Raw genomic sequence first — 17,926 nt, forward strand, 5'->3', positions numbered from 1 at the left:
ACCATGCGTCCATGACCGAACGCACCGATGCCCTCCAGCGCCTGCGCAGAGCCAATGAAGCCGCCGTGCTCGGCGAGTTGCGCAGGTCGGGGGCGCTGAGCCGGGGCGAGCTCAAGGAGCGGGTCGGTCTCTCCCGTACGACGCTGTTCGCGATCGTGTCCGACCTGCTGGACCGAAACGCCGTGGTGGAGCAGCCCGCCCCCGATCCCGGGCAGCCGAGGGGCCGCGGCCGCCCGGCGCTGGAGATCGCGCTGAACTCGCGCGGCGCCGAACTGATCGGCATCGACCTCCAGCGCCACCACATGCACGTGGTGGTCGCCAACTGCGCCCACGAGATCGTCGGCCGGTACAGCGCCCCCGTCCCGGCCGACAGCCAGGCCGCCGAACGGGCCGCGCAGGCGATCCACGCGGTGGAGGAGCTGGTGCGGCGCGAGTCCATCAGCCTCGCCCCGGTCCAGGGCATCGGCCTCGGCCTGCCCGGCTTCGTGCAGAACCCGGCATCGGCGGACCCGCACACCATGACCCCGTTCGCCGGGCACGTCGCCGCCGAACTCGGCCGGCACTTCGGCGCCCCGGTCCTCACCGACAACAACTCCCGGCTGGCCGCACTCGCCGAGGTCACCTGGGGCGCGGCCCGGGGCTTCGACAACGCCGTCTACCTGCGCTGGTCCCAGGGCGTCGGCGGCGGACTCGTGGTCAACGGCTCCCTCGTGCACGGCGCGCACGGAGCGGCCGGCGAGATCGGGCACACCAGCTGCGACCCCGAGGGCAAGCCGTGCCACTGCGGCGGCCGGGGCTGCCTGGAGGGGCTGATCTCCGTACCGGCGCTGCTCGCCGCGTGCGCCGAGCGCGGCCTGGGCGCCCGGGACGCCGAGGAGCTGATCGCCCTCGCCGCCGAGGGCCGCCCGGAGGCGGCCGACGTCCTGTGGGACGCGGCCGTCACTGCCGGGCGGGTGCTCGCCGCGCTCGCCGCCCAGGTCGACCCGGAGTGCGTCGTGGTCTACGGCGAACCGGCCGCGCTCGACGACCTCGTCCTCGCCCCGATCCGGGAGCAGATCGCCGCGCTCTCGCTGCCGTCCGCCCCGCGCTCCATCGAGGTGCGCGGCTCCACCCTCGGGGGCGACGCGGCCGCGCTCGGCGGGGTCGCGCTGCTGCTGCGCACGACGGGTCAGGACCTCGCGGAGCTGCTGGACCGGCCGCCGGGCTGACCCCCGCGACGGCAGCGGGCGGACCGGCGCTATTCTGGCCGCCACACCGGACACGGGGTGCCCCGCACGGGGCTGAGATCACACCCGTCGAACCTGAACCAGTTAGCACTGGCGGAGGGATGTCTCCATGTCGTTGTCGCATGCCCAGGACGAGCGCGCCGCCTTCGGCGGGCGCATGCCTTCCGCCCCCGGCGATCTGCGCATCGAGGCGCACGGGATAGCACCGGTCCCCGAGGAGCACCGCTACGGCCGGGCGGGCCGGCTGTTCACCGTCTGGTTCGCGCCCAACCTGACCATGACCGGCGTCTTCACCGGCACCGTCGGCATCGCGCTCGGCCTGGACTTCGGGACCGCGCTCGCCGCCGTCGTGCTGGGCACCCTCGTCGGCGCCGCGCCGACCGCGTATCTCGGCACCTGGGGAAGTCGCACCGGGTCCGGTCAGCTCCCCCTCGCACGGCTGGCGTTCGGACCGGGCGTCGTGCTGCCGGGCGCCCTCCAGTGGCTGTCGTCCATCGCCTGGGACGCCCTGATCGGGCTGTTCGGCGGGGACGCGCTCGCGCAACTGTGCGGCTGGCCGTTCTGGCTGGGGGTCCTGGTCATGATGGCCGCGCAGGGGGCGCTCGGGGTGCTGGGTTACGAGGTGATCCACCGGCTCCAGACCGTGATGACGTTCGCCCTGGCCGCCGCCTTCACCGTGCTCGCCGCGAAGCTCCTGAAGGGGGTGGACCCGGTGACCGCCTCGACCGTGCACGGCGCGGACCGGGCCGGCGCCTTCGTCCTGACCTGCACGATCGCCCTGAGCCTGGCGCTGTCCTGGGCGCCGTACGCGAGCGACTTCAGCCGCTACCTGCCGAGCGGGACGTCCCGGACGCGGATGTTCTGGTGCACGCTCGGCGGGATCAGCGCCTCCTTCGTGGCCGTCCAGACGATCGGGCTCTGGGGGACCTCGGTCTTCACGGACCAGACCGCGCGCGGCATCGACGCGCTGCTCGGCGGGGGCGCGCTCGGGGCGTTCGGGCTGCTCGCGGTGGCCCTGGCCGCGCTGTGCAGCAACGCGATGAACGACTACAGCGGCTCGCTGGCGTTGCAGACGATGGGGGTACGTCTGCCGCGTCCGGTGGCCGCCGCGCTCGCCGCCGCCCTGGGCTTCCCGCTGGTGCTGTGGATGCACGCGGCGGACACGACCGCCCGCTTCCAGAACGTGCTGCTGCTCGTCGGCTACTGGATCCCCGGCTTCGTGGCGATCGTGTCCGTGGACTGGCTGGTCCGCGCCCGGGCCCGGCGCGGCGCCCCCGTCGACCTCGCGGCCGAGCACGCCCGGCCGCGCCCGTGGTGGCCGGCGCTCGCCGCGTTCGCCGCGGCCTTCGCGGCGGCGGTGCCGTTCATGAGCACCAGCCTGTACGTGGGCCCGGTGGCCGAGGCGCTGCACGGGGCCGACCTCGCGTACGGGGTGGCGTTCCTCGTGGCGCTCGGGGTGTACGCCCCGCTGCGGACGCGCCGTTGACTCACCTCTCCCCGGACCACGGCCAGGCCCCGCTGCGGCCGCTCTCGATGAGTCCGGCCATCCGGAACGCCGCGTCGGTGAGGCCGCCGAACGTGTGCCGGTTCGGTCCGGCGGGGCCGTGGGCGGGCCGGTATCCGGCGAGGTTCCAGGTGTAGAGGGGGACCTCGCGCGGGATCGGGTCCGGGGCGCTGGTGTAGGGCAGGGCCTGTTCGTCGGTGACGAGGAGCACCCGGTCGTGGTCCCGGTAGTGGGTGCGCAGCGCCTTCGTGGTGTCGGTGCCGCCGAGCCGGTGGAACCGCTCGAGCACGTCGAGGACGGGTTCGCCGGGCGCGTACGGGACCGGCGCGCTGCGCCAGCCGAATTCCACCAGGTCCGCGTGCTCGGCACGCAGGGCGAACGCGGTGCCGAACACGGCGGCCGCGTCGGCCCGGCTGAGCGTGGACCGCTGGGAGAAGGTGTCGAAGAACATCGAGTCGGACCGGTCGACCAGAACCAGCGTGCGGCCGGGCATGGCGGGCACGTTGGCCAGGCAGTGGTCGAGAGCCGCTTCGAGCGCGGCGGCCCAGCGCGGTGCGGCGTGCTGGTGGGCGGCGAGGTAGCGGAAGGGGAACTGCCGGGCGCGGGCGACCTCTTCGGGGTCCGCGATGCGGGAGGCGACGCGTTCGACGGCCTGGTCCGGGAGGCCGGCCCGGTCGAAGTTGCGGAGGTTGCGCAGGAGGGCCATCGGGCCCATGACGGGGATCAGCGCCTCCCAGACGGCGGCGTCCAGCGACCCCTGCAGCCAGCCGGCCACGGACTCCCAGGTCATGCCCGCCACGGCGAGGCGTTCCGCGCCGCCGGGGCCGGTGACCAGGGCGCGCCGCTCGTCCACCGGGGTGTCCAGGAGCGCCCGGTGCGCGGTGAGCAGCGGGTCGTCGGCCGGGGCGGTGGCCCGGTCGGGGTGGTGGCGGCGGTCCAGGGCGTGGCGGAAGAGCGCGCCCTGCCAGGGCTTGGCCGGATCGGGGGCCGCGTGCACCAGATTGAGCACGTCACCGAAGCGGAAGCCCCGGGACGCGGTGTCGTACTTCAGCAGGGCGCGGGAGGTGTAGAGCCTGCGTACGGCGTCGGCGACGCCGCGCTTCACGGGCTGCGGCACCTGGCGCCCGTACGTCGCGATCCAGTGCGCGAGCAGTTCGCCGGGCTCGTCGGCCCGTTGGAGCACCGCGTCGACCACGGACCGGTTGGAGGGCCCTTCGCCGGTCCGCGCGGCGAGCCGTGCGTGGACGTACGCGGCGGCGCCGACCAGGGACGCGGTGCGCATGTTGCCCTCGTCGCGCAGCCAGCGGAGCAGGCCCGCCGTCCACGCGGGGTGCTCGACGGCGAGGCGGGCGACGAGGGCGGTGTACCGGTCGTCGCGGTCCGCGCCGCTCTCGTAGAAGGTCTCCTGGGAGACGAAGTTGCCGACGGCGAGGAGGAAGAGCTCCTCGCGGGGCTCCCGGACGAAGGCGGGGCCGCCCTCGTAGGTGCGCGGGTGCCGTGCGGTGGAGCCGGGCACGGGCCGGGTGGCGGTCAGGTGGCGGGCGGCGGCCGAGACGTGCGGGGCCACCAGCATCTCGGACCAGACCTTCGAGACGCGTCGGGAATGACGAGGCAGTGAATCCCCCCGGATTCGGGCGATGGTGAGACGCGCGCGCCCGGCGAGATCAAGGAGCATGGCGGCGGCGTCACTTGAGTGTCGGAAGGAAGTAGCCGCAACCGGGCGCACCGCCGGGCGCGGGCGCGTGGGAAACGTACAGGGCCCGCCGAGGGTCGCACCACCGAATTACCGCGCCCCCTTTCGGCGGTGCCGGGCACACGGGGCCCGCGCCCCGTCCGCCCGGCTCTTGCGGCGGGCGTTACGGCCGCGTGGGCGAGTGGTCCCCGGACGACCGGCCGAAGAGTTGGTCGATCCAGCGGGTGACGTCGGGCAGGGACGCCGACAGGACGCCGCGGTGGTCGGCCTCGGGGTAGGTGTACGAGGTCACGTGGACGCCGTTCGCCCGGAGTTGCTCGTCCAGGGCGGCGGTCCAGGCGGGCTGGATGACCGTGTCCTTGCCGCCCTGAGCCAGCAGCACGGGGAGGCGCGGGGACAGCAGGCCGGGCTCGTTGTCGGCGAGCACCTTGTCGAGGGCGGTGAGGTCGGCGCCCTCGCGGAAGATCTCGTCGCTGTTCAGCGAGCCCCAGGAGCCCGGATCGCGGAGCTGGGCGATGCACAGCCGGTCCGCGTCACCGGCCACCGCCAGGGCCTCCGGCGTGAAGATGTCCTGGTCGGGCATGGACCGGACGGTCTGCGCGCCGCGGACGATCAGCGGGAAGAAGTCGCTCACCCCGGCGATCGGCTGCTCGCGCAGCGCCGGCACGGCCGCGCTGAGCTGCGAACCCGGCGCCAGCGCCGCCGCCCCGAGCAGCCGCAGTTCGGGCGTCCACCGGTTGGCGAGGTCAGCGGCGAAGACGGCCGCGTGCCCGCCCTGCGAGTGCCCGTACGCCACCCACTCGTCGCTCAGGTGACCGGAGAGCTGGTGCGCTGCGCGGGTCAGGTCGGCGGCCGCCCGGGCCTCCGCCTCGCCGACGAGGTAGCTGTGCGTGCCGTCCGTGCCCAGGCCCTGGTAGTCGGTCCGGGTCACCGCGTATCCGCGTGCCACCCAGGGGGCCACGGTGTCCTGCATCGCCTGGAGATAGTCGTGCGCCGGACCGTTCGCGGTGTCCCGCGACGGCGCGCAGGCGTCCGCCACGCCCGTGGTGCCGTGCAGCCAGGAGAGCACCGGCCAGCCGCCGGCCGGAGGCCGCCCGTGCGGGATCGAGACCGTGCCGGAGACGGCCACCGTCCTGCCCTGCGGGGTCACCGAGCGGTACAGCACTCGCCAGTTGTCCGCGCCCGCGAAGGCCGCGACCCCCGTCAGCCGCTGCGCGCGGATGAGCGTGCCGTGCCGTCCGTGCTCCACCAGCCCACGGGACGCGTGGTAGAAGCCCTCACCGCGCGGACCGGCGGGAACGCCGCTTCCGTGGCCGGCCGCCGCCGCGGACGGTGTCGCGGCGAGCAATGCCGCGAGGAAGCCGGACGCGCAGCAGGCCGCGATCGACCTGGCCTTCCCTGAGTACATGCGTCGCTCACCCATGTGGGTCTCTGGCCTCTCTCCCGGAAATGCTGTCGCCCGGTCCCGCACGGGGCACCTGCTCGGCACACCGGCCCGGGGCAAAGTTCTGAACGATGATTCATTACTTCATCCGCCCCTCGCAAGACCCTGCGGCAGGCCATTGCCGCGCGCGATCGGCCGAGGACCCGCACACGGGCTCACGGACATACCCGAAGGGCGGCTCCGGATCTCTCCGGAACCGCCCTTCCAGGACCTGTGACGACGTCGGGGTGCACTCAGTGGTGACCGTGGGGCCGGACAAAGACCAAGGGCCGGTTTCGGTGATTCCGAAACCGGCCCTGACCTACGACTCCTACGAGTCGGGACGACAGGATTTGAACCTGCGACCCCTTGACCCCCAGTCAAGTGCGCTACCAAGCTGCGCCACGTCCCGCTGCCGCTTACCCGGTTCTGCCGGGTGGCGGCTGCAGGGAAAACATTACCTCACTCGGTGGACCGGATCGACGCGCGTGCCTGCTGGGCGCGGGCGGCCAGTCCTTCCGCGCCGCAGGCGGTGGCCAGTTTGTGGGCGCGGGCCAGTTCGCGGGGCGAGCGGGTGGCGATGCCGTAGTCGACCAGCGCCTGGGCGAACTCGTAGCCGGAGGGTGACGCCTCCAGGTGGCGGACCGCCTCGCCCAGGAGGTGGACGGACTCCTCCGGGCGCGCGAAGAGGGCCACGCAGCGCAGGGCCTCGCCGATGGCGGTCTCCGTGCCGAAGCGCTCCGCGTGGACCCGGGCCGTGTTGGCGAGCTGGGCGGCGCGACCGGGGTCCTCGTCGGCGAGGGCGCGGGCCAGGTCGCCGGCCCAGGGGCCCCAGATGCCGTTGAACCTGCCGCGCGGTTCGAGCGAGCGCCCGGCCGCCTCCAGCTCGGTCACCGCTTCCTTCGTACGGCCTTCGGCCAGCAGCAGGCGGCCCCGGACGCACGGCCCGTCCGGCAGCACCATCGCGCTCGGATACGGCAGACCGAAGTCGTACTGGTCGGCGATCTTGCGGGCCTCGGGGACCCGGCCCCGGGCCAGCAGGGTGTCGATGAGCAGGCAGGCCGCGTCCCAGTGGACGGGGAGCCCGCTGCCGACGCGGTCCGCGAGGCGCAGTCCCTCGCGCAGGAAGCCCTCCGCCTCGGCGAGGCGGCCCCGGCGGCGGTGCACCAGGCCGAGCAGGGTGTGCGCGAAGGCCAGGTGGGCGCCGCTCCAGCCGGAGATCTCGAAGGCGCGGACCGCCTCGCCGAACAACCCCTCGGCGCGGTCGAGCCGGTCCGTGAAGGCGTAGGTGATCCCCACCAGGGCGGGAAGCTCGAAGCCCCACTCGGTGTCGGTCCAGCCGAGTCCGCGTGCGGGGTGGCCGTCGACCAGGGCACGCTCGCAGAGGGCGACGATGATCTCCGCGTTCTCGCCGCGCAGCATGGCGTCGAAGGCGCGGAGCGTGAGCAGGGCGCGTTCGGCGTTGTCCCGGCCGGTGAGGTGATCGGCGTTGGCGGCGAGCCGGCGCGAACGTCCGGGGCCGTCCTCCTCGGTGGCCTGCATGCCCTCCCAGAGGAAGTGGGCGGCCTGCAGCCGCATGAGGCCGGGTCCGGGTGCCGTGCGCTCGGCCTCGGCCGCGAGGGCCAGGGCCGCTTCCTTGAGCTGGTTGTTGTGGGACAGCGCGGCGGCGAGCCGGTACGTGGCGTCGACCCGCAGATCGTCGGCGAGACCGGGCATGTCCAGCGCCGCCCGCAGGTGCTGCACGGTGGTGGCCGGGGAGCTGAGCAGCGTCGCGCAGCCCAGCTCGTACAGCAGGGTTGCGCGTACGTCGTGGCGCGGCGGTTCTTCGAGGGCCCGCTCCAGGCAGCGCTGGGCGGCCTCGGGGGCGCCGACGGCGAGGTGCTGTTTCGCGGCGGCCCGCAGCTGTGCGACGAGTTCCTGGTCGTCGTCCGGGTGGACTTCGAGCAGGTGGCGGGAGGCCGCGGCGGGGCCGAGCCCGGCGTTGGTGATGGCCCAGGCGGCCCTGCCGTGCATCGCGGTGCGCGTGGCGGGCGGGATGGAGCGGTAGACGGCCGAGGCGATCAGCGGGTGCACGAACTCCAGCGGATCGAAGCCGCTGACGATACGGGCTTCGCGCAGCCGGGCGGTGCAGTCCGCCGCTTCGGCCGAGCTCATCCCGGCCAGGGTCGCCGCCAGGTCCTGGGAGATGTCGGTCCCGAGGACGGCGGCCGCCCAGGCGAACCGGTTGGCGTTGGTGCCGAGCCGTTCGAGGCGGGCGACGAGTCCGCTGCCGCGGGCGGAGGCACCGAGTTCACGCAGGAGCCCGGCGGACTCCTCCAGCGGGGCCAGCTCCTTGTCCTGGACCTTGGCGACGAGCTCGACCGCCTCGTACGGGTTGCCGCCGGTGACGGCCCAGACCTCGCGGCAGAACGGGTCGTCGGCGTGCTCGCCGAGCGTGGCGCGGACCAGTTCGGCGGTGGCGTCCGGGGTGAGGGCGCGCAGGGCGACGCGGATCTGCGCGGGGTGGCCGTCGGCCGCGTTGCGCGCGGCCTCCCGGGCGGCCAGCTCCTCGGGGCGGTGGGCCTGGACGACGAGCACGCGCAGGTCGCCGAGGCGGGCGGTGAACGAGGCGAGCCAGGCGAGGGATTCGCCGTCCGCCCAGTGGGCGTCGTCGATGATGAGGAGCAGCGGGCGGTGGCTGAGCCGGGAGGCGAGCCGCTTCACGACGTAGTCGAGGCCGTCGCGCACACCCTGCGGATCGGGCTGCGGGCCGGAGGGCTCCGCGAGCCCCAGGGCCGGGGCGGCGCTGTCGAACCAGGGGCCGAACAGGGCCCGTACGTCGTCGGGCGGGAACTGGCCCAGGGCCGGCTGGAGCAGTTGCCGTACGACGTGGAACGGCACCGAGGTGACCGTCTCACCGCCGCGTGCCGACCAGACGGTGCACCGGCTCCCCGCCATGGCCCGGATCTCGTCCAGGAGCGCGGTCTTGCCGATGCCTGCCTCACCGCTGTAGATCAGCAGCCCGCCGGTGGCCTGTGCCCCGCAGAGCGAGTCGATGGCTTGCGCGGCAGCGGCGAGTTCCGGTTCGCGCTCATAAAGCGGCCGGGACGGCTTCATGCCTACCCTCCCCCAAAGTGGTGACCATGGTGACCGAGCCTAGTCGCGCGCGGGGCCGGACGGACAGTGGTTCGGACAGTTCGCCGCAGGTGCGGGGCACAATCGGGGGCGTGAACGAGACACGCAGGGACCGGGATTCCGAGGGACGGGCGCACAACGCGCGCCCCCGTGACGGGCTGGGGCGCCCGCTGCCGTACGGGACACCGGGGGTGGAACGCCAGCCCGAGGGTGTCGAACGCACCGCCGGTGAGACCGTCCTCGAGGCGCAGCGGCTGCTGAACGCGGGCATGCCGTTCCACGCGCACGAGGTCTTCGAGGACGCCTGGAAGTCGGGTCCGGAGACGGAACGGGAGTTGTGGCGCGGGCTCGCCCAGCTGGCCGTGGGCCTGACCCATGCCGCCCGGGGCAACGCGACGGGCGGGGCGCGGCTGCTGCGGCGCGGTGCGGCGGCGCTGGAGGCGTACGGCCCGGGCGAGGCGCACGGGATGGGGCTCGGGGAGCTCACCGGCTGGGCGCGGGATTTGGCGGTGCGGGTGGAGCGTGCGGGCGCGGGTCCGGTGGACGCGGCGGCGGAAGCCCCGAGGCTGCGCACGGAACAGCCGTGAAGCACAAGTCGGCCTGGTTTCGACGGTGTTGGTTGACAACGGCGAACGGTCCGGGGCGGAGCCACTACGATCCGGCGTCATGAGCACTTCTGACCAGGACCGAGCCGTGGACGCCCCGATAGCCGAGGACGCCGCCGAGACCGCCGCGGAGAGCCCGGCAGAGGACGTCCCCGACGACCTCGCGGGCAGTCTCGCGGAGGGTGGGGACACCGGCGGGCGCCGGCTGACCCCACGCCAGGCGAGACGGCTGCGCATCGTGCTCTCCTCGGTCGGCATGGTGGCGATGGCGGTGGTGCTCGGGCTGCGCCTCGCGAGCCGCGCCTCCGTCCTGGTGGTCGGGGTGTACGGGCTGGCGCTGATCCTCTGCGGCATCGTGATCGAGCTGAGCCGGAACGGGCGTACTCGGCTGGGCAGTTGGCTGCTGGCCGTCGGGCTGGTCGCCGCGATCGGCGCGGACTGGCTGCTGATTCCCTGAGCGGTACGGGGGGTTCAGCCGATCCGGATGTGCACCGGGCCGCCCCGCGGGTCGACGCGCCCCAGCCAGGGGGCGGTGAGGGAGAACGAGCGGCCGGGCGCGACGCACCGCGCCAGGCGTTCGCGGTGCAGCAGCGCCCCGTCCTGGCCGACGACGAGCAGCGGTGCGGACAGCCGTCTGCCGGTCCGCAGCAGGAGCCGGCGCCCGCCGGGCCCGGCGAGGTTGGGGGCGACCCATTCGAGCGGTGCGGCGACGGCGAGGGGCGGCCCGCCGGCCGGCCAGGTCCCGCTGTCCAGGTGGGCCAGCACAGGTCCTGTGACGGCCCGGCCCTCGCGGGCGGCGGTGGCCGCGCTCTCGCCGCCGCGCAGGAGGTTGCCGACGGCGAAGACTCCGGGCCGTCCGGTGCGGAACGCGGGGTCGTGCGCAGGCCCCCTCGTGCCGGGGTCCAGCGGGAGGCCGCCGCGCCGGGCGAGTTCGTGGTCCGGGATCCAGTCGGCCGTGAAGACCACGGTGTCGCAGGCCAGGGTGGTGGTCCGCCCGTCCGCGTGGCGCACGCGGACGCCGGTGAGGCGGGGGCGGCCGGTCAGGGCGGTGACGGTGGTGCGGGAGAGCAGGGGTGCGCCGCGCGACCGGCGTACGGCCGCGAAGGGGCGGGCCGGGTGCTCCGTGACACGGGCGACGAGGCGGACACCGGCGGTGCGCAGGGTGTCGGCCGCGGCGAGGCTGACCGGTTCGTCGCCGACGACCACCGCGCGGGTGCCGATGGCCTGGTGGTGGAGGTGGACGGCCTGCTGGAGTTCGCCGGTGGTGTAGACGCCGGCCGGGCGGGTGCCGGGGACGAGCCGGGCGGCGCGGGGGCGTTCGCGGGCGCCGGTGGCGAGGACGACGGCTCGGGCGGTGATGCGTTCCAGGCCGCCGGGGCCGGTGGCGTCGAGGGTGCGCGGTCCGGCCCAGCCGGTGACCGTGATTCCGGTACGGAGCGTGGCACCGGCCGCGCGCGCCTCGGCCGCGCAGCGCAGTGCGTAGACGGGGCCGGTGAGATCGCCGCTCGCGCGCGTACCGAATCCGCCGTGGGCGCAGTGCCTGGGGATGCCGCCCGGCGCCGGGTCGCGCTCCAGCACCTCCACGAACGGCACCCCGGCGGCGGCGAGTCCGGCCGCGGCCGCGAGGCCGGCCGGTCCGGCGCCGACGATCAGTACGTCGACGCGGCGTTCGCGGCGGGTCATGGGCGGGCCCCCTCGATCCGGGCGCGGAGCGCGGCCCCGCAGTGGAATCCCTGGCAGCGTCCGTTGCCGGCCCGGGTCCTGCGGGCGAGGCCCGCGGTGGAGCGCGGCGGGAGCGGCGAGGCGAGGGCGTCGCGGATCTCGCCCTCCGTGACGCGTTCGCAGTGGCAGACGACCGTGCCGTACGCCGGGTCGCGCGCGATCAGCGCGGCGTCCAGACAGGGGCGCTGGGCCGCCTCGCCGAGGTTCGGCATGGTGAGCGGGGCGAGCTCGCCGGGCTCGCCCGGGTCGAGTCCGGTGCCGGGGAGCAGGGAGACGACGTGTTCGGCGATGGCCATCGAGGCGGTGAGCCCGGTGGAGCGGATGCCGCCGACGGTGATGAGGGACCGGTCCGGGTGGGCCGTGATCCGGTAGTCCTCCTGGCCGGTGGCGGCCCGCAGGCCGGCGTAGACGGCGGTGACCTCCTCGTCGAGGAGCCGGGGCAGGACGCGGCGCCCCTTCTCGCGCAGCAGGGCCAGCCCTTCGGCGGTGGACTCGGTGGCCTCCTTGTCGTCCAGGTCCTCGGCGGTGGGGCCGAGCAGGACGTTGCCGAAGACGGTCGGCGCGACCAGGACTCCCTTTCCGGCGGCGGTGGGGACGGGCAGCAGGATGTGGCGGACCAGTTCGCGGGCGAGTTTGTCGAAGACGATGAGCTGGCCCCGGCGCGGGCGCACGGTGAAGGTGTCGAGTCCCGCCATCCGGTCGATCGCGTCGGCGTGCAGCCCGGCGGCGTTGATCAGCAGGCGGGTGCGCAGGGTGCCCCGGGCGGTGGTGAGGGTGTGCAGGCCCTCGGCGTACGCGAGGTGCTGGACGGGGCAGTCGAGGTGGAGGTGGACCCCGGCCCGGACGGCTTCGGTCGCGTAGGCGAGCGGGGTGGTCCAGGGGCAGATGACGGCTTCGTCGGGGATCTCCAGGGCGCCGAGCGCGCCGGGGCCGAGGTGCGGTTCGCGGGCGGCGGTCTCCTCCGCGTCCAGCAGCCGGGCCGCGTGGTATCCGTTCCGTTCGGCCTTGGCCAGCAGGGCGGGCAGGGCGCCGAGTTGTTCCCGGTCCCAGGCGACGAGGAGGGCGCCGACGCGTTCGACGGGGATGCCGGTGCGGGCGGCGTACGCGGAGAGCAGGCGCTGTCCCTCGCGGACGAGGCGGGCTTCCAGGGTGCCGGGGGCGGCGTCGAATCCGGTGTGCAGGATCGCGGTGTTGGCCTTGGAGGTGCCGTTGGCGATGTCGTCCGTGGCTTCGACGAGCGCGGTGCGCAGCGGGTGGCGGGCCAGTTCACGGGCGATGGCGGTGCCGACGACGCCCGCTCCGATGACGGTGACGTCGTACGGCGGGACGTCGGGCAGGGGGTGTCCTGCGCGGGTGACGGTGGGCGTGGCCGGGGCTACCACGTGGTGCTCACGTCCCCTGGAGCGGGGCGCACCCGGCCGCTCATGCCCGCTCCAGCAGGCCGCGCACGGCGGACCGGAAGGCGTCGAGGCGTTCGGCCGCCTCGTCCGGGCCGATGCGTGGTGCGTAGACCGCGGCCGGTTTCCAGTCGGGGACCGCCCGGGCGAGCGGGAGCGCGGGGTCGGCGCCCATGCGGGCCGCGGCGCCGACGCCGAGGGCGGTGACGTCGGGGAGCGCGGACACCTCGACCGGGCGTTGCAGCAGGTCGGCCTGGGTCTGCATGAGGAGGGCGGAGCGGGTGAGACCGCCGTCGACGCGCAGGACGGACAGCGGTGTGCCCCGGTCGGCGGTGACCGCGGCGGCCAGCTCGGCCACCTGGGCGGCGATCCCCTCGCACAGGGCGCGCACCAGGTGCCCGGCCGAGGTGTCCAGGCCGAGGCCGGTGACCGAGCCGCGCAGGTCGCTCCGCCACCAGGGGGCGGCGAGGCCGGCGAGTGCGGGGACGAAGGTGACGCCGCCGGTGTCGGGGACGGTGGCGCCGACCGGGTCGAGGTCGGCGGCGCCGGCGATCACCCCGAGGTCGGTGAGCCAGCGGACCGCGGAGGCCGCCGTGTAGACCTGGCCGTCCAGGCAGTAGCTGGTGCGCCCGCGGAGCCGCCAGGCCACGCAGCTGACCAGCCCGCCGATGCTGCGGCGCGGGGCGGTTCCGGTCCCGGCCATCAGGAACGCACCGGTCCCGTAGGTGCACTTGGCGACGGACGGGTCCAGGGCGCTCTGGGCGAGCAGGGCCGCCTGCTGGTCGACCAGGAGTCCGGTGAGCGGGAGGTCGCTGCCGAACACCCCGGTCGTGCCGAAGGTTCCGGCGGCGTCGGTCACGGTGGGCAGCCGTTCGTCGCCGAGGCCGTAGGCGTCCAGCGCGGCCGGTGACCAGGCGACGCGGTCCAGGTCGAGGAGCTGGGTGCGTCCTGCGGTGGCGGCGTCCGTGACGAAGGCACCGGTGAGCTGATGGACGAGCCAGGCGTCGCTGGTGGTGACGACGCCCTCGCGGGTCCGTCGGCGGCGGATCCAGGCCATCTTGGGGGCGGCGAAGTAGGGATCGAGCGGGAGTCCGGTGAGGTGGTGCAACTCGGCTCCGCGAGGGGCCAGTTCCGCGCAGACGTCCGCGGCCCGGCGGTCCTGCCAGACGATCGCCTCGGTGAGCGGCCGCCCAGTGTCCGGATCCCAGGCGAGGACCGTCTCGCCCTGGTTGGCGAGCCCGACGGCGTCGACGGTGCCACCGGATTCGGCCAGGGCCTGCCGGCCGGCCGCGACGACCGATGCGAGTAATTCGGCCGGGTCCGTCTCGACGGCTCCGCCGGGACCGTACCGGGGCCGTACGGGGGCGGAACCGGAACCGGTCACGCCGCGCTCGGGACAGATCACCAGCGCTTTCGTTCCCGATGTGCCCTGGTCGATTGCCAGCACCGGGCCTGTCATCGGTTCTCCAGCGGTACGCGAGCCCGGGGGCCCGAACGGGATCGTGATCTTCGGTCGGGGCCCCAGAGTGGTGCAGCCCAGCGGTTACGTCAAGCACGCACCGGCCCTGTGTCCGGAACCTTTCGGAGGTGCCGGATGGACGTCAACACGAGTAACCGGTAAGCGACTTGGACGGAATCAATGATTCGTTCGAGAGTTCCGCGCAAAGGGCTCTACACTCACCGCCGAGCAGCAACCGGAAGCCGAGGAGCGGTTCGCACTTCAACTGTTTCTACGTCGCAATAATCCCTGAGGAACGATGAATTCAGCCCCCCACCCCGAGCACACCCATGGCCAACGGTGAATTCCGGCCGGTTTACCATCCGGCCGGCCACGACAATGAACTCCGAGCGGCGTTGCAGGACTTACGCACCGGCCGCTGGATCGCCATGCGCGACCTGCTGGCGGGCACCCCGGACTGGGCCCGATGGACCCAGCGCACCCAGGTCCTCGGCGCGGTCGCGGCCGGGACGGACGCGATACGGACCTGGCTGACCGAGGAGCCGGAGAGCAGCGCGGGGGCCGTGATGCGCGCTCGGGTCGCCGTGGAACGCGCGGTACGGGCCAATCGCTCGGGCCACCCCAGCGGCCGGGAGCTGTGGCAGGAGGCGTGGGAGGCGTGCCGTTCGGCGGCGCACGCCGCACCGGCCGACCCGGTGCCCTGGGTGTGCCTGCTGGCCCTGTCCCAGCTCGACGAAGGCCAGCGGCTCGCCGAGCACCGGCTGCCGCCGCCCGGGCCCATGCTGTTCCCCGGCCCGTGGGGGCTGCTGGCGGAGGCCGACCGGCGCGACCCGCACAACCGCGAGGCGTACCACCGGATGCTCCAATTCGTTTACGCGCGCGGGGCCGGCGGCGCGCTCGTCGAGGCGGTGAACTTCGTTCAGTGGGCGTCGTCCACGGCGCCCGAGGGCTCGGCCCTGCATGTGCTTCCGCTGTACGTCCGGGTCGAGCGCTACCGCCGCGAGCACGACCACGACAAGGCCCTCGACCTGCACTGGGTCACCGAGGACGCCGAGCGCGAGGCCCTGCGCGCGCTGGAGGTCTGGTACCGCCGCGCCCCTGCCGCCACCCGCACCCTGCCCGACCTCAACCACCTGGCGCACGCCCTGTGGGGGGCGCTCCGGTTCGCCGAGGCGGCCGAGGTGTTCCGCGAGCTGGGCCCGTACTTCACCTCGCTGCCCTGGGCCTGCCGGTCCCGTACGCCCGACGACCCCGGCGGCGCCGAGGAGGTCTTCGTGCGGGCCCGCGCCCGGGCGCTGGCGGCCGCATCCGGCTGACCACCCGCCCCCGTTCTTCGCGTTGCCCGTCCACCCCCCACCAGGAGGTTCTCCATGTCCGTGTCCACCTCGCCCCGCAAGGGCGCCGGACCCCGTGCGCCCGAGGACGAGGAGCAACGGCTCCGCGAACTCGGCTACCAACCGGTCCTGGCCCGCCGCATGGGCGGGTTCGGCAACTTCGCCATCAGCTTCTCGGTCATCTCGATCCTGTCGGGGTGCATGACCCTGTACGGCTTCGGCATGTCCACGGGCGGTCCGGCGGTGATGCTGTGGGGCTGGGCCGGGGTCGGCCTGTTCGTGCTCTGCGTCGGGATGGCGCTGGCCGAGGTGACGAGCGCGTATCCGACGTCGGGTGCGCTGTACTACATGGCGGACCGGCTGGGCGGCCGCAAGTGGGGCTGGTACACCGGCTGGCTGAATCTGCTCGGGCTGCTCGGCGCCATCGCGGGCATCGACTACGGCGCCGCGCTGTTCACAGGCGCGCTGATGAAGATCCAGTGGGGCTTCACGCCCACCCCGGGCAAGACGATGATCATCTTCGTCTGCATCCTGCTGCTGCACGCCGTCATCAACCTGTTCGGGGTGCGGCTGGTGAGCGTCCTCAACTCGGTCAGCGTGTGGTGGCACCTGGCCGGTGTGGCGGTGATCGTCTCCGTACTGGCGATCGTGCCCTCGCACCACCAGTCGCCGTCATTCGTGTTCACCGAGTTCGTCAACGACACGGGCTGGCACAACCCGTTGTACGTGGCGGCGATCGGGCTGCTGCTCGCGCAGTACACGTTCTGCGGCTACGACGCCTCCGCGCACCTGTCGGAGGAGACCTCGAACGCCTCGGTCTCGGCCGCGCGCGGCATCGTCCGGGCCATCTGGGTGTCGTGGGTGGCCGGTTTCGTACTGCTGGCGGGGCTCACGTTCGCCATCCAGGACTACGCGGGTACGCAGAAGAGCGAGACCGGTGTGCCACCCGCGCAGATCCTGATCGACGCGCTGGGCACCTCCGGCGCCACGGCGATGCTGCTGATCGTGATCGCCGCGCAGCTCTTCTGCGGGAACGCCGAGGTCGCCGCCGCCAGCCGGATGGTGTTCGCCTTCAGCCGCGACAACGCGCTGCCCGGCTCCTCGCTCTGGCGGAAGGTGAGCGCGCGGACGCAGACGCCGGTTCCGGCGGTGTGGCTCTCGGTGATCGTAGCCGGGGTGCTGGCCCTGCCGTCGCTGTACTCGGCGACCGCGTACGGCGCGGTGACCGCGATCAACGTCATCGGGATCACGCCCGCGTACGCGATCCCGGTCTTCCTGAAGCTGCGTGCCAAGGGCCGCTTCCAGCCCGGCCCGTGGCACCTGGGCCGCTGGTCGAAGCCGGTCGGCTGGATCGCGGTGGTGTGGGTGGCGATCGTGACGGTGCTGTTCCTGCTGCCGCAGTCGTCGCCGGTGACCATCGACTCGATGAACTACGCCTCGATCGCCCTGGTCGCGGTGCTGGTCCTGGCCACCGTGTGGTGGTTCGTCGCGCGGCGCTCGTACGGCACGCCGTCGGCGTACGGGAACGCGCGCGAGCAGGCGGAGATCGAGGAGGGCATCGTCTGACCGCGACCGCCGCCGCACGCGGGACGGCCCCGCGCACACACGTGCGCGGGGCCGTCCCGCGTAACGCCTTCAGGCCAGGAGGAGTTGGAGGCCGCCGACGACGGTGGCGGCCAGGACGACGCGCTCGAAGAGCCGCTGATCGATGCGGTCCACGCACCTGCGCCCGATCCAGGCACCCGGCAGCACGAAGACCAGCAGGCAGGCGTCCAGCAGCAGGGAGCGTCCGTCGATCAGCCCGAGTCCCACGCTGAACGGCACCTTCGAGGTGTTGACGATCAGGAAGAACCACGCCGATGTGCCCAGGAAGCCGAGTTTCCGGAATCCGGCCGAGAGCAGATACAGCGACATCACCGGACCGCCCGCGTTGGCGACCATGGTGGTGAAGCCGCCGAGCACCCCGTACGAACGTGCCTTGAGCCGTTCACCGGCGGTCGGGGGCCCGTCGTCGGCACCGGGTTCGCCGACGGCCTCCGCCGTGCGGCGGCGCCAGACGGTGACGCCGGCCATGAAGACGAGGATCGCGCCGATCGAGGTCCGCACGGTGGCGTCGTCGGCCCACATCATGAACAGCGTGCCCGCCGCCACGCCTGCCGCGACGGCCGGGAAGAGCCGCAGCAGGGTCGGCCAGTGCGCGTGGCGCCGGTAGACGAGGACGGCGAGCACATCGCCCGTGATCAGGATCGGGAGCAGCACCCCGGTGGATTCGCGGGCGGGGAGCACCGCCGCGAAGACCGCGAGGCTGATCGTGTTGGCACCGCTGACTGCCGTCTTGGAGAAGCCGACGAGTGCGGATGCCGCGGCCAGTGCCGCCAGTTGCCAGAGGGTAAGTGTGTCCATGCCAGGCAGAGAGCGTAACCGGCCCGGCGGGATCGGCCGGAGGGCC

General features: G+C 73.9%; 13 protein-coding genes, 1 tRNA gene and 1 riboswitch. Of the genes, 6 read left to right on the top strand and 8 right to left on the bottom strand.

The window, feature by feature from the left end; genetic code table 11:
- Positions 1 to 11 precede the first annotated feature (11 nt).
- Together AB0L33_RS19265 and AB0L33_RS19270 are read left to right on the top strand one after the other, a co-directional pair.
- Positions 12 to 1,208, top strand: a complete 1,197-nt coding sequence (locus AB0L33_RS19265) for an ROK family transcriptional regulator (RefSeq protein WP_365682887.1) — start codon at positions 12 to 14, stop codon at positions 1,206 to 1,208.
- 43 nt (positions 1,209 to 1,251) lie between these two features.
- A riboswitch (TPP riboswitch) is annotated at positions 1,252 to 1,345 on the top strand.
- Positions 1,336 to 2,712 (top strand): cytosine permease, encoded by a 1,377-nt coding sequence (locus tag AB0L33_RS19270; RefSeq protein ID WP_365682889.1) that lies wholly within the window; start codon positions 1,336 to 1,338, stop codon positions 2,710 to 2,712. (Overlaps the previous riboswitch by 10 nt.)
- 1 nt (position 2,713) lies before the next feature.
- Here AB0L33_RS19270 and AB0L33_RS19275 read toward each other — a convergent pair whose 3' ends face one another.
- The 4 genes from AB0L33_RS19275 to AB0L33_RS19290 form a co-directional block, all read right to left on the bottom strand.
- Positions 2,714 to 4,303, bottom strand: a complete 1,590-nt coding sequence (locus AB0L33_RS19275; protein WP_365682890.1) for a TROVE domain-containing protein — start codon at positions 4,301 to 4,303, stop codon at positions 2,714 to 2,716.
- A 283-nt stretch (positions 4,304 to 4,586) separates the two neighbouring features.
- Complete coding sequence (locus AB0L33_RS19280; RefSeq protein ID WP_365682892.1) at positions 4,587 to 5,831, bottom strand: lipase family protein; 1,245 nt, start codon at positions 5,829 to 5,831, stop codon at positions 4,587 to 4,589.
- A gap of 353 nt (positions 5,832 to 6,184) precedes the next feature.
- Positions 6,185 to 6,258 (bottom strand) — tRNA-Pro (locus tag AB0L33_RS19285).
- A gap of 50 nt (positions 6,259 to 6,308) precedes the next feature.
- Positions 6,309 to 8,942: an AAA family ATPase gene (locus AB0L33_RS19290; RefSeq protein ID WP_365682894.1), complete on the bottom strand. Its 2,634-nt coding sequence runs from the start codon at positions 8,940 to 8,942 to the stop codon at positions 6,309 to 6,311.
- A 110-nt stretch (positions 8,943 to 9,052) separates the two neighbouring features.
- Here AB0L33_RS19290 and AB0L33_RS19295 point away from each other — a divergent pair, with 110 nt between their 5' ends.
- On the top strand, positions 9,053 to 9,547 hold the full coding sequence (locus tag AB0L33_RS19295; RefSeq protein ID WP_365682896.1) for a DUF309 domain-containing protein: 495 nt from the start codon (positions 9,053 to 9,055) through the stop codon (positions 9,545 to 9,547).
- Positions 9,548 to 9,626: 79 nt separating this feature from the next.
- Positions 9,627 to 10,022 carry a hypothetical protein gene (locus tag AB0L33_RS19300; protein ID WP_365682898.1) on the top strand — a complete coding sequence of 132 codons (396 nt, stop codon included), beginning with the start codon at positions 9,627 to 9,629 and terminating at the stop codon, positions 10,020 to 10,022.
- 14 nt (positions 10,023 to 10,036) lie between these two features.
- Here the strand turns inward: AB0L33_RS19300 and AB0L33_RS19305 are convergent, their stop codons facing one another.
- The 3 genes from AB0L33_RS19305 to AB0L33_RS19315 are packed head-to-tail and all read right to left on the bottom strand — an operon-like array spanning position 10,037 to position 14,143.
- On the bottom strand, positions 10,037 to 11,248 hold the full coding sequence (locus AB0L33_RS19305) for an FAD-dependent oxidoreductase (RefSeq protein ID WP_365682900.1): 1,212 nt from the start codon (positions 11,246 to 11,248) through the stop codon (positions 10,037 to 10,039).
- A complete protein-coding gene (locus tag AB0L33_RS19310; protein ID WP_365682902.1) occupies positions 11,245 to 12,669 on the bottom strand; it encodes an NAD(P)/FAD-dependent oxidoreductase in 1,425 nt (474 codons plus the stop codon). Before AB0L33_RS19310 ends, AB0L33_RS19305 begins: the two co-directional genes overlap by 4 nt.
- Before the next feature lie 40 nt (positions 12,670 to 12,709).
- Entirely contained in the window at positions 12,710 to 14,143 is a 1,434-nt protein-coding gene (locus AB0L33_RS19315; RefSeq protein ID WP_365682904.1) for an FGGY family carbohydrate kinase, read from the bottom strand.
- A 329-nt stretch (positions 14,144 to 14,472) separates the two neighbouring features.
- Here AB0L33_RS19315 and AB0L33_RS19320 point away from each other — a divergent pair, with 329 nt between their 5' ends.
- Complete coding sequence (locus tag AB0L33_RS19320; protein WP_365682906.1) at positions 14,473 to 15,459, top strand: hypothetical protein; 987 nt, start codon at positions 14,473 to 14,475, stop codon at positions 15,457 to 15,459.
- A gap of 54 nt (positions 15,460 to 15,513) precedes the next feature.
- On the top strand, positions 15,514 to 17,043 hold the full coding sequence (locus AB0L33_RS19325; RefSeq protein ID WP_365682908.1) for an amino acid permease: 1,530 nt from the start codon (positions 15,514 to 15,516) through the stop codon (positions 17,041 to 17,043).
- A gap of 69 nt (positions 17,044 to 17,112) precedes the next feature.
- Here AB0L33_RS19325 and AB0L33_RS19330 read toward each other — a convergent pair whose 3' ends face one another.
- Entirely contained in the window at positions 17,113 to 17,880 is a 768-nt protein-coding gene (locus AB0L33_RS19330; RefSeq protein WP_365682911.1) for a sulfite exporter TauE/SafE family protein, read from the bottom strand.
- Positions 17,881 to 17,926 lie beyond the last annotated feature (46 nt).

This window comes from Streptomyces sp. NPDC052299, from assembly GCF_040679335.1.
GTDB lineage: Bacteria > Actinomycetota > Actinomycetes > Streptomycetales > Streptomycetaceae > Streptomyces.

Bases quoted from the DNA above. Each gene is read 5' to 3' on its own strand.
- AB0L33_RS19265 (WP_365682887.1), top strand. From the start codon at position 12: ATGACCGAACGCACCGATGCCCTCCAGCGCCTGCGCAGAGCCAATGAA.
- AB0L33_RS19270 (WP_365682889.1), top strand. From the start codon at position 1,336: ATGTCGTTGTCGCATGCCCAGGACGAGCGCGCCGCCTTCGGCGGGCGC.
- AB0L33_RS19275 (WP_365682890.1), bottom strand. From the start codon at position 4,303: ATGCTGGTGGCCCCGCACGTCTCGGCCGCCGCCCGCCACCTGACCGCC.
- AB0L33_RS19280 (WP_365682892.1), bottom strand. From the start codon at position 5,831: ATGTACTCAGGGAAGGCCAGGTCGATCGCGGCCTGCTGCGCGTCCGGC.
- AB0L33_RS19290 (WP_365682894.1), bottom strand. From the start codon at position 8,942: ATGAAGCCGTCCCGGCCGCTTTATGAGCGCGAACCGGAACTCGCCGCT.
- AB0L33_RS19300 (WP_365682898.1), top strand. From the start codon at position 9,627: ATGAGCACTTCTGACCAGGACCGAGCCGTGGACGCCCCGATAGCCGAG.
- AB0L33_RS19305 (WP_365682900.1), bottom strand. From the start codon at position 11,248: ATGACCCGCCGCGAACGCCGCGTCGACGTACTGATCGTCGGCGCCGGA.
- AB0L33_RS19315 (WP_365682904.1), bottom strand. From the start codon at position 14,143: ATGACAGGCCCGGTGCTGGCAATCGACCAGGGCACATCGGGAACGAAA.
- AB0L33_RS19320 (WP_365682906.1), top strand. From the start codon at position 14,473: ATGGCCAACGGTGAATTCCGGCCGGTTTACCATCCGGCCGGCCACGAC.
- AB0L33_RS19325 (WP_365682908.1), top strand. From the start codon at position 15,514: ATGTCCGTGTCCACCTCGCCCCGCAAGGGCGCCGGACCCCGTGCGCCC.
- AB0L33_RS19330 (WP_365682911.1), bottom strand. From the start codon at position 17,880: ATGGACACACTTACCCTCTGGCAACTGGCGGCACTGGCCGCGGCATCC.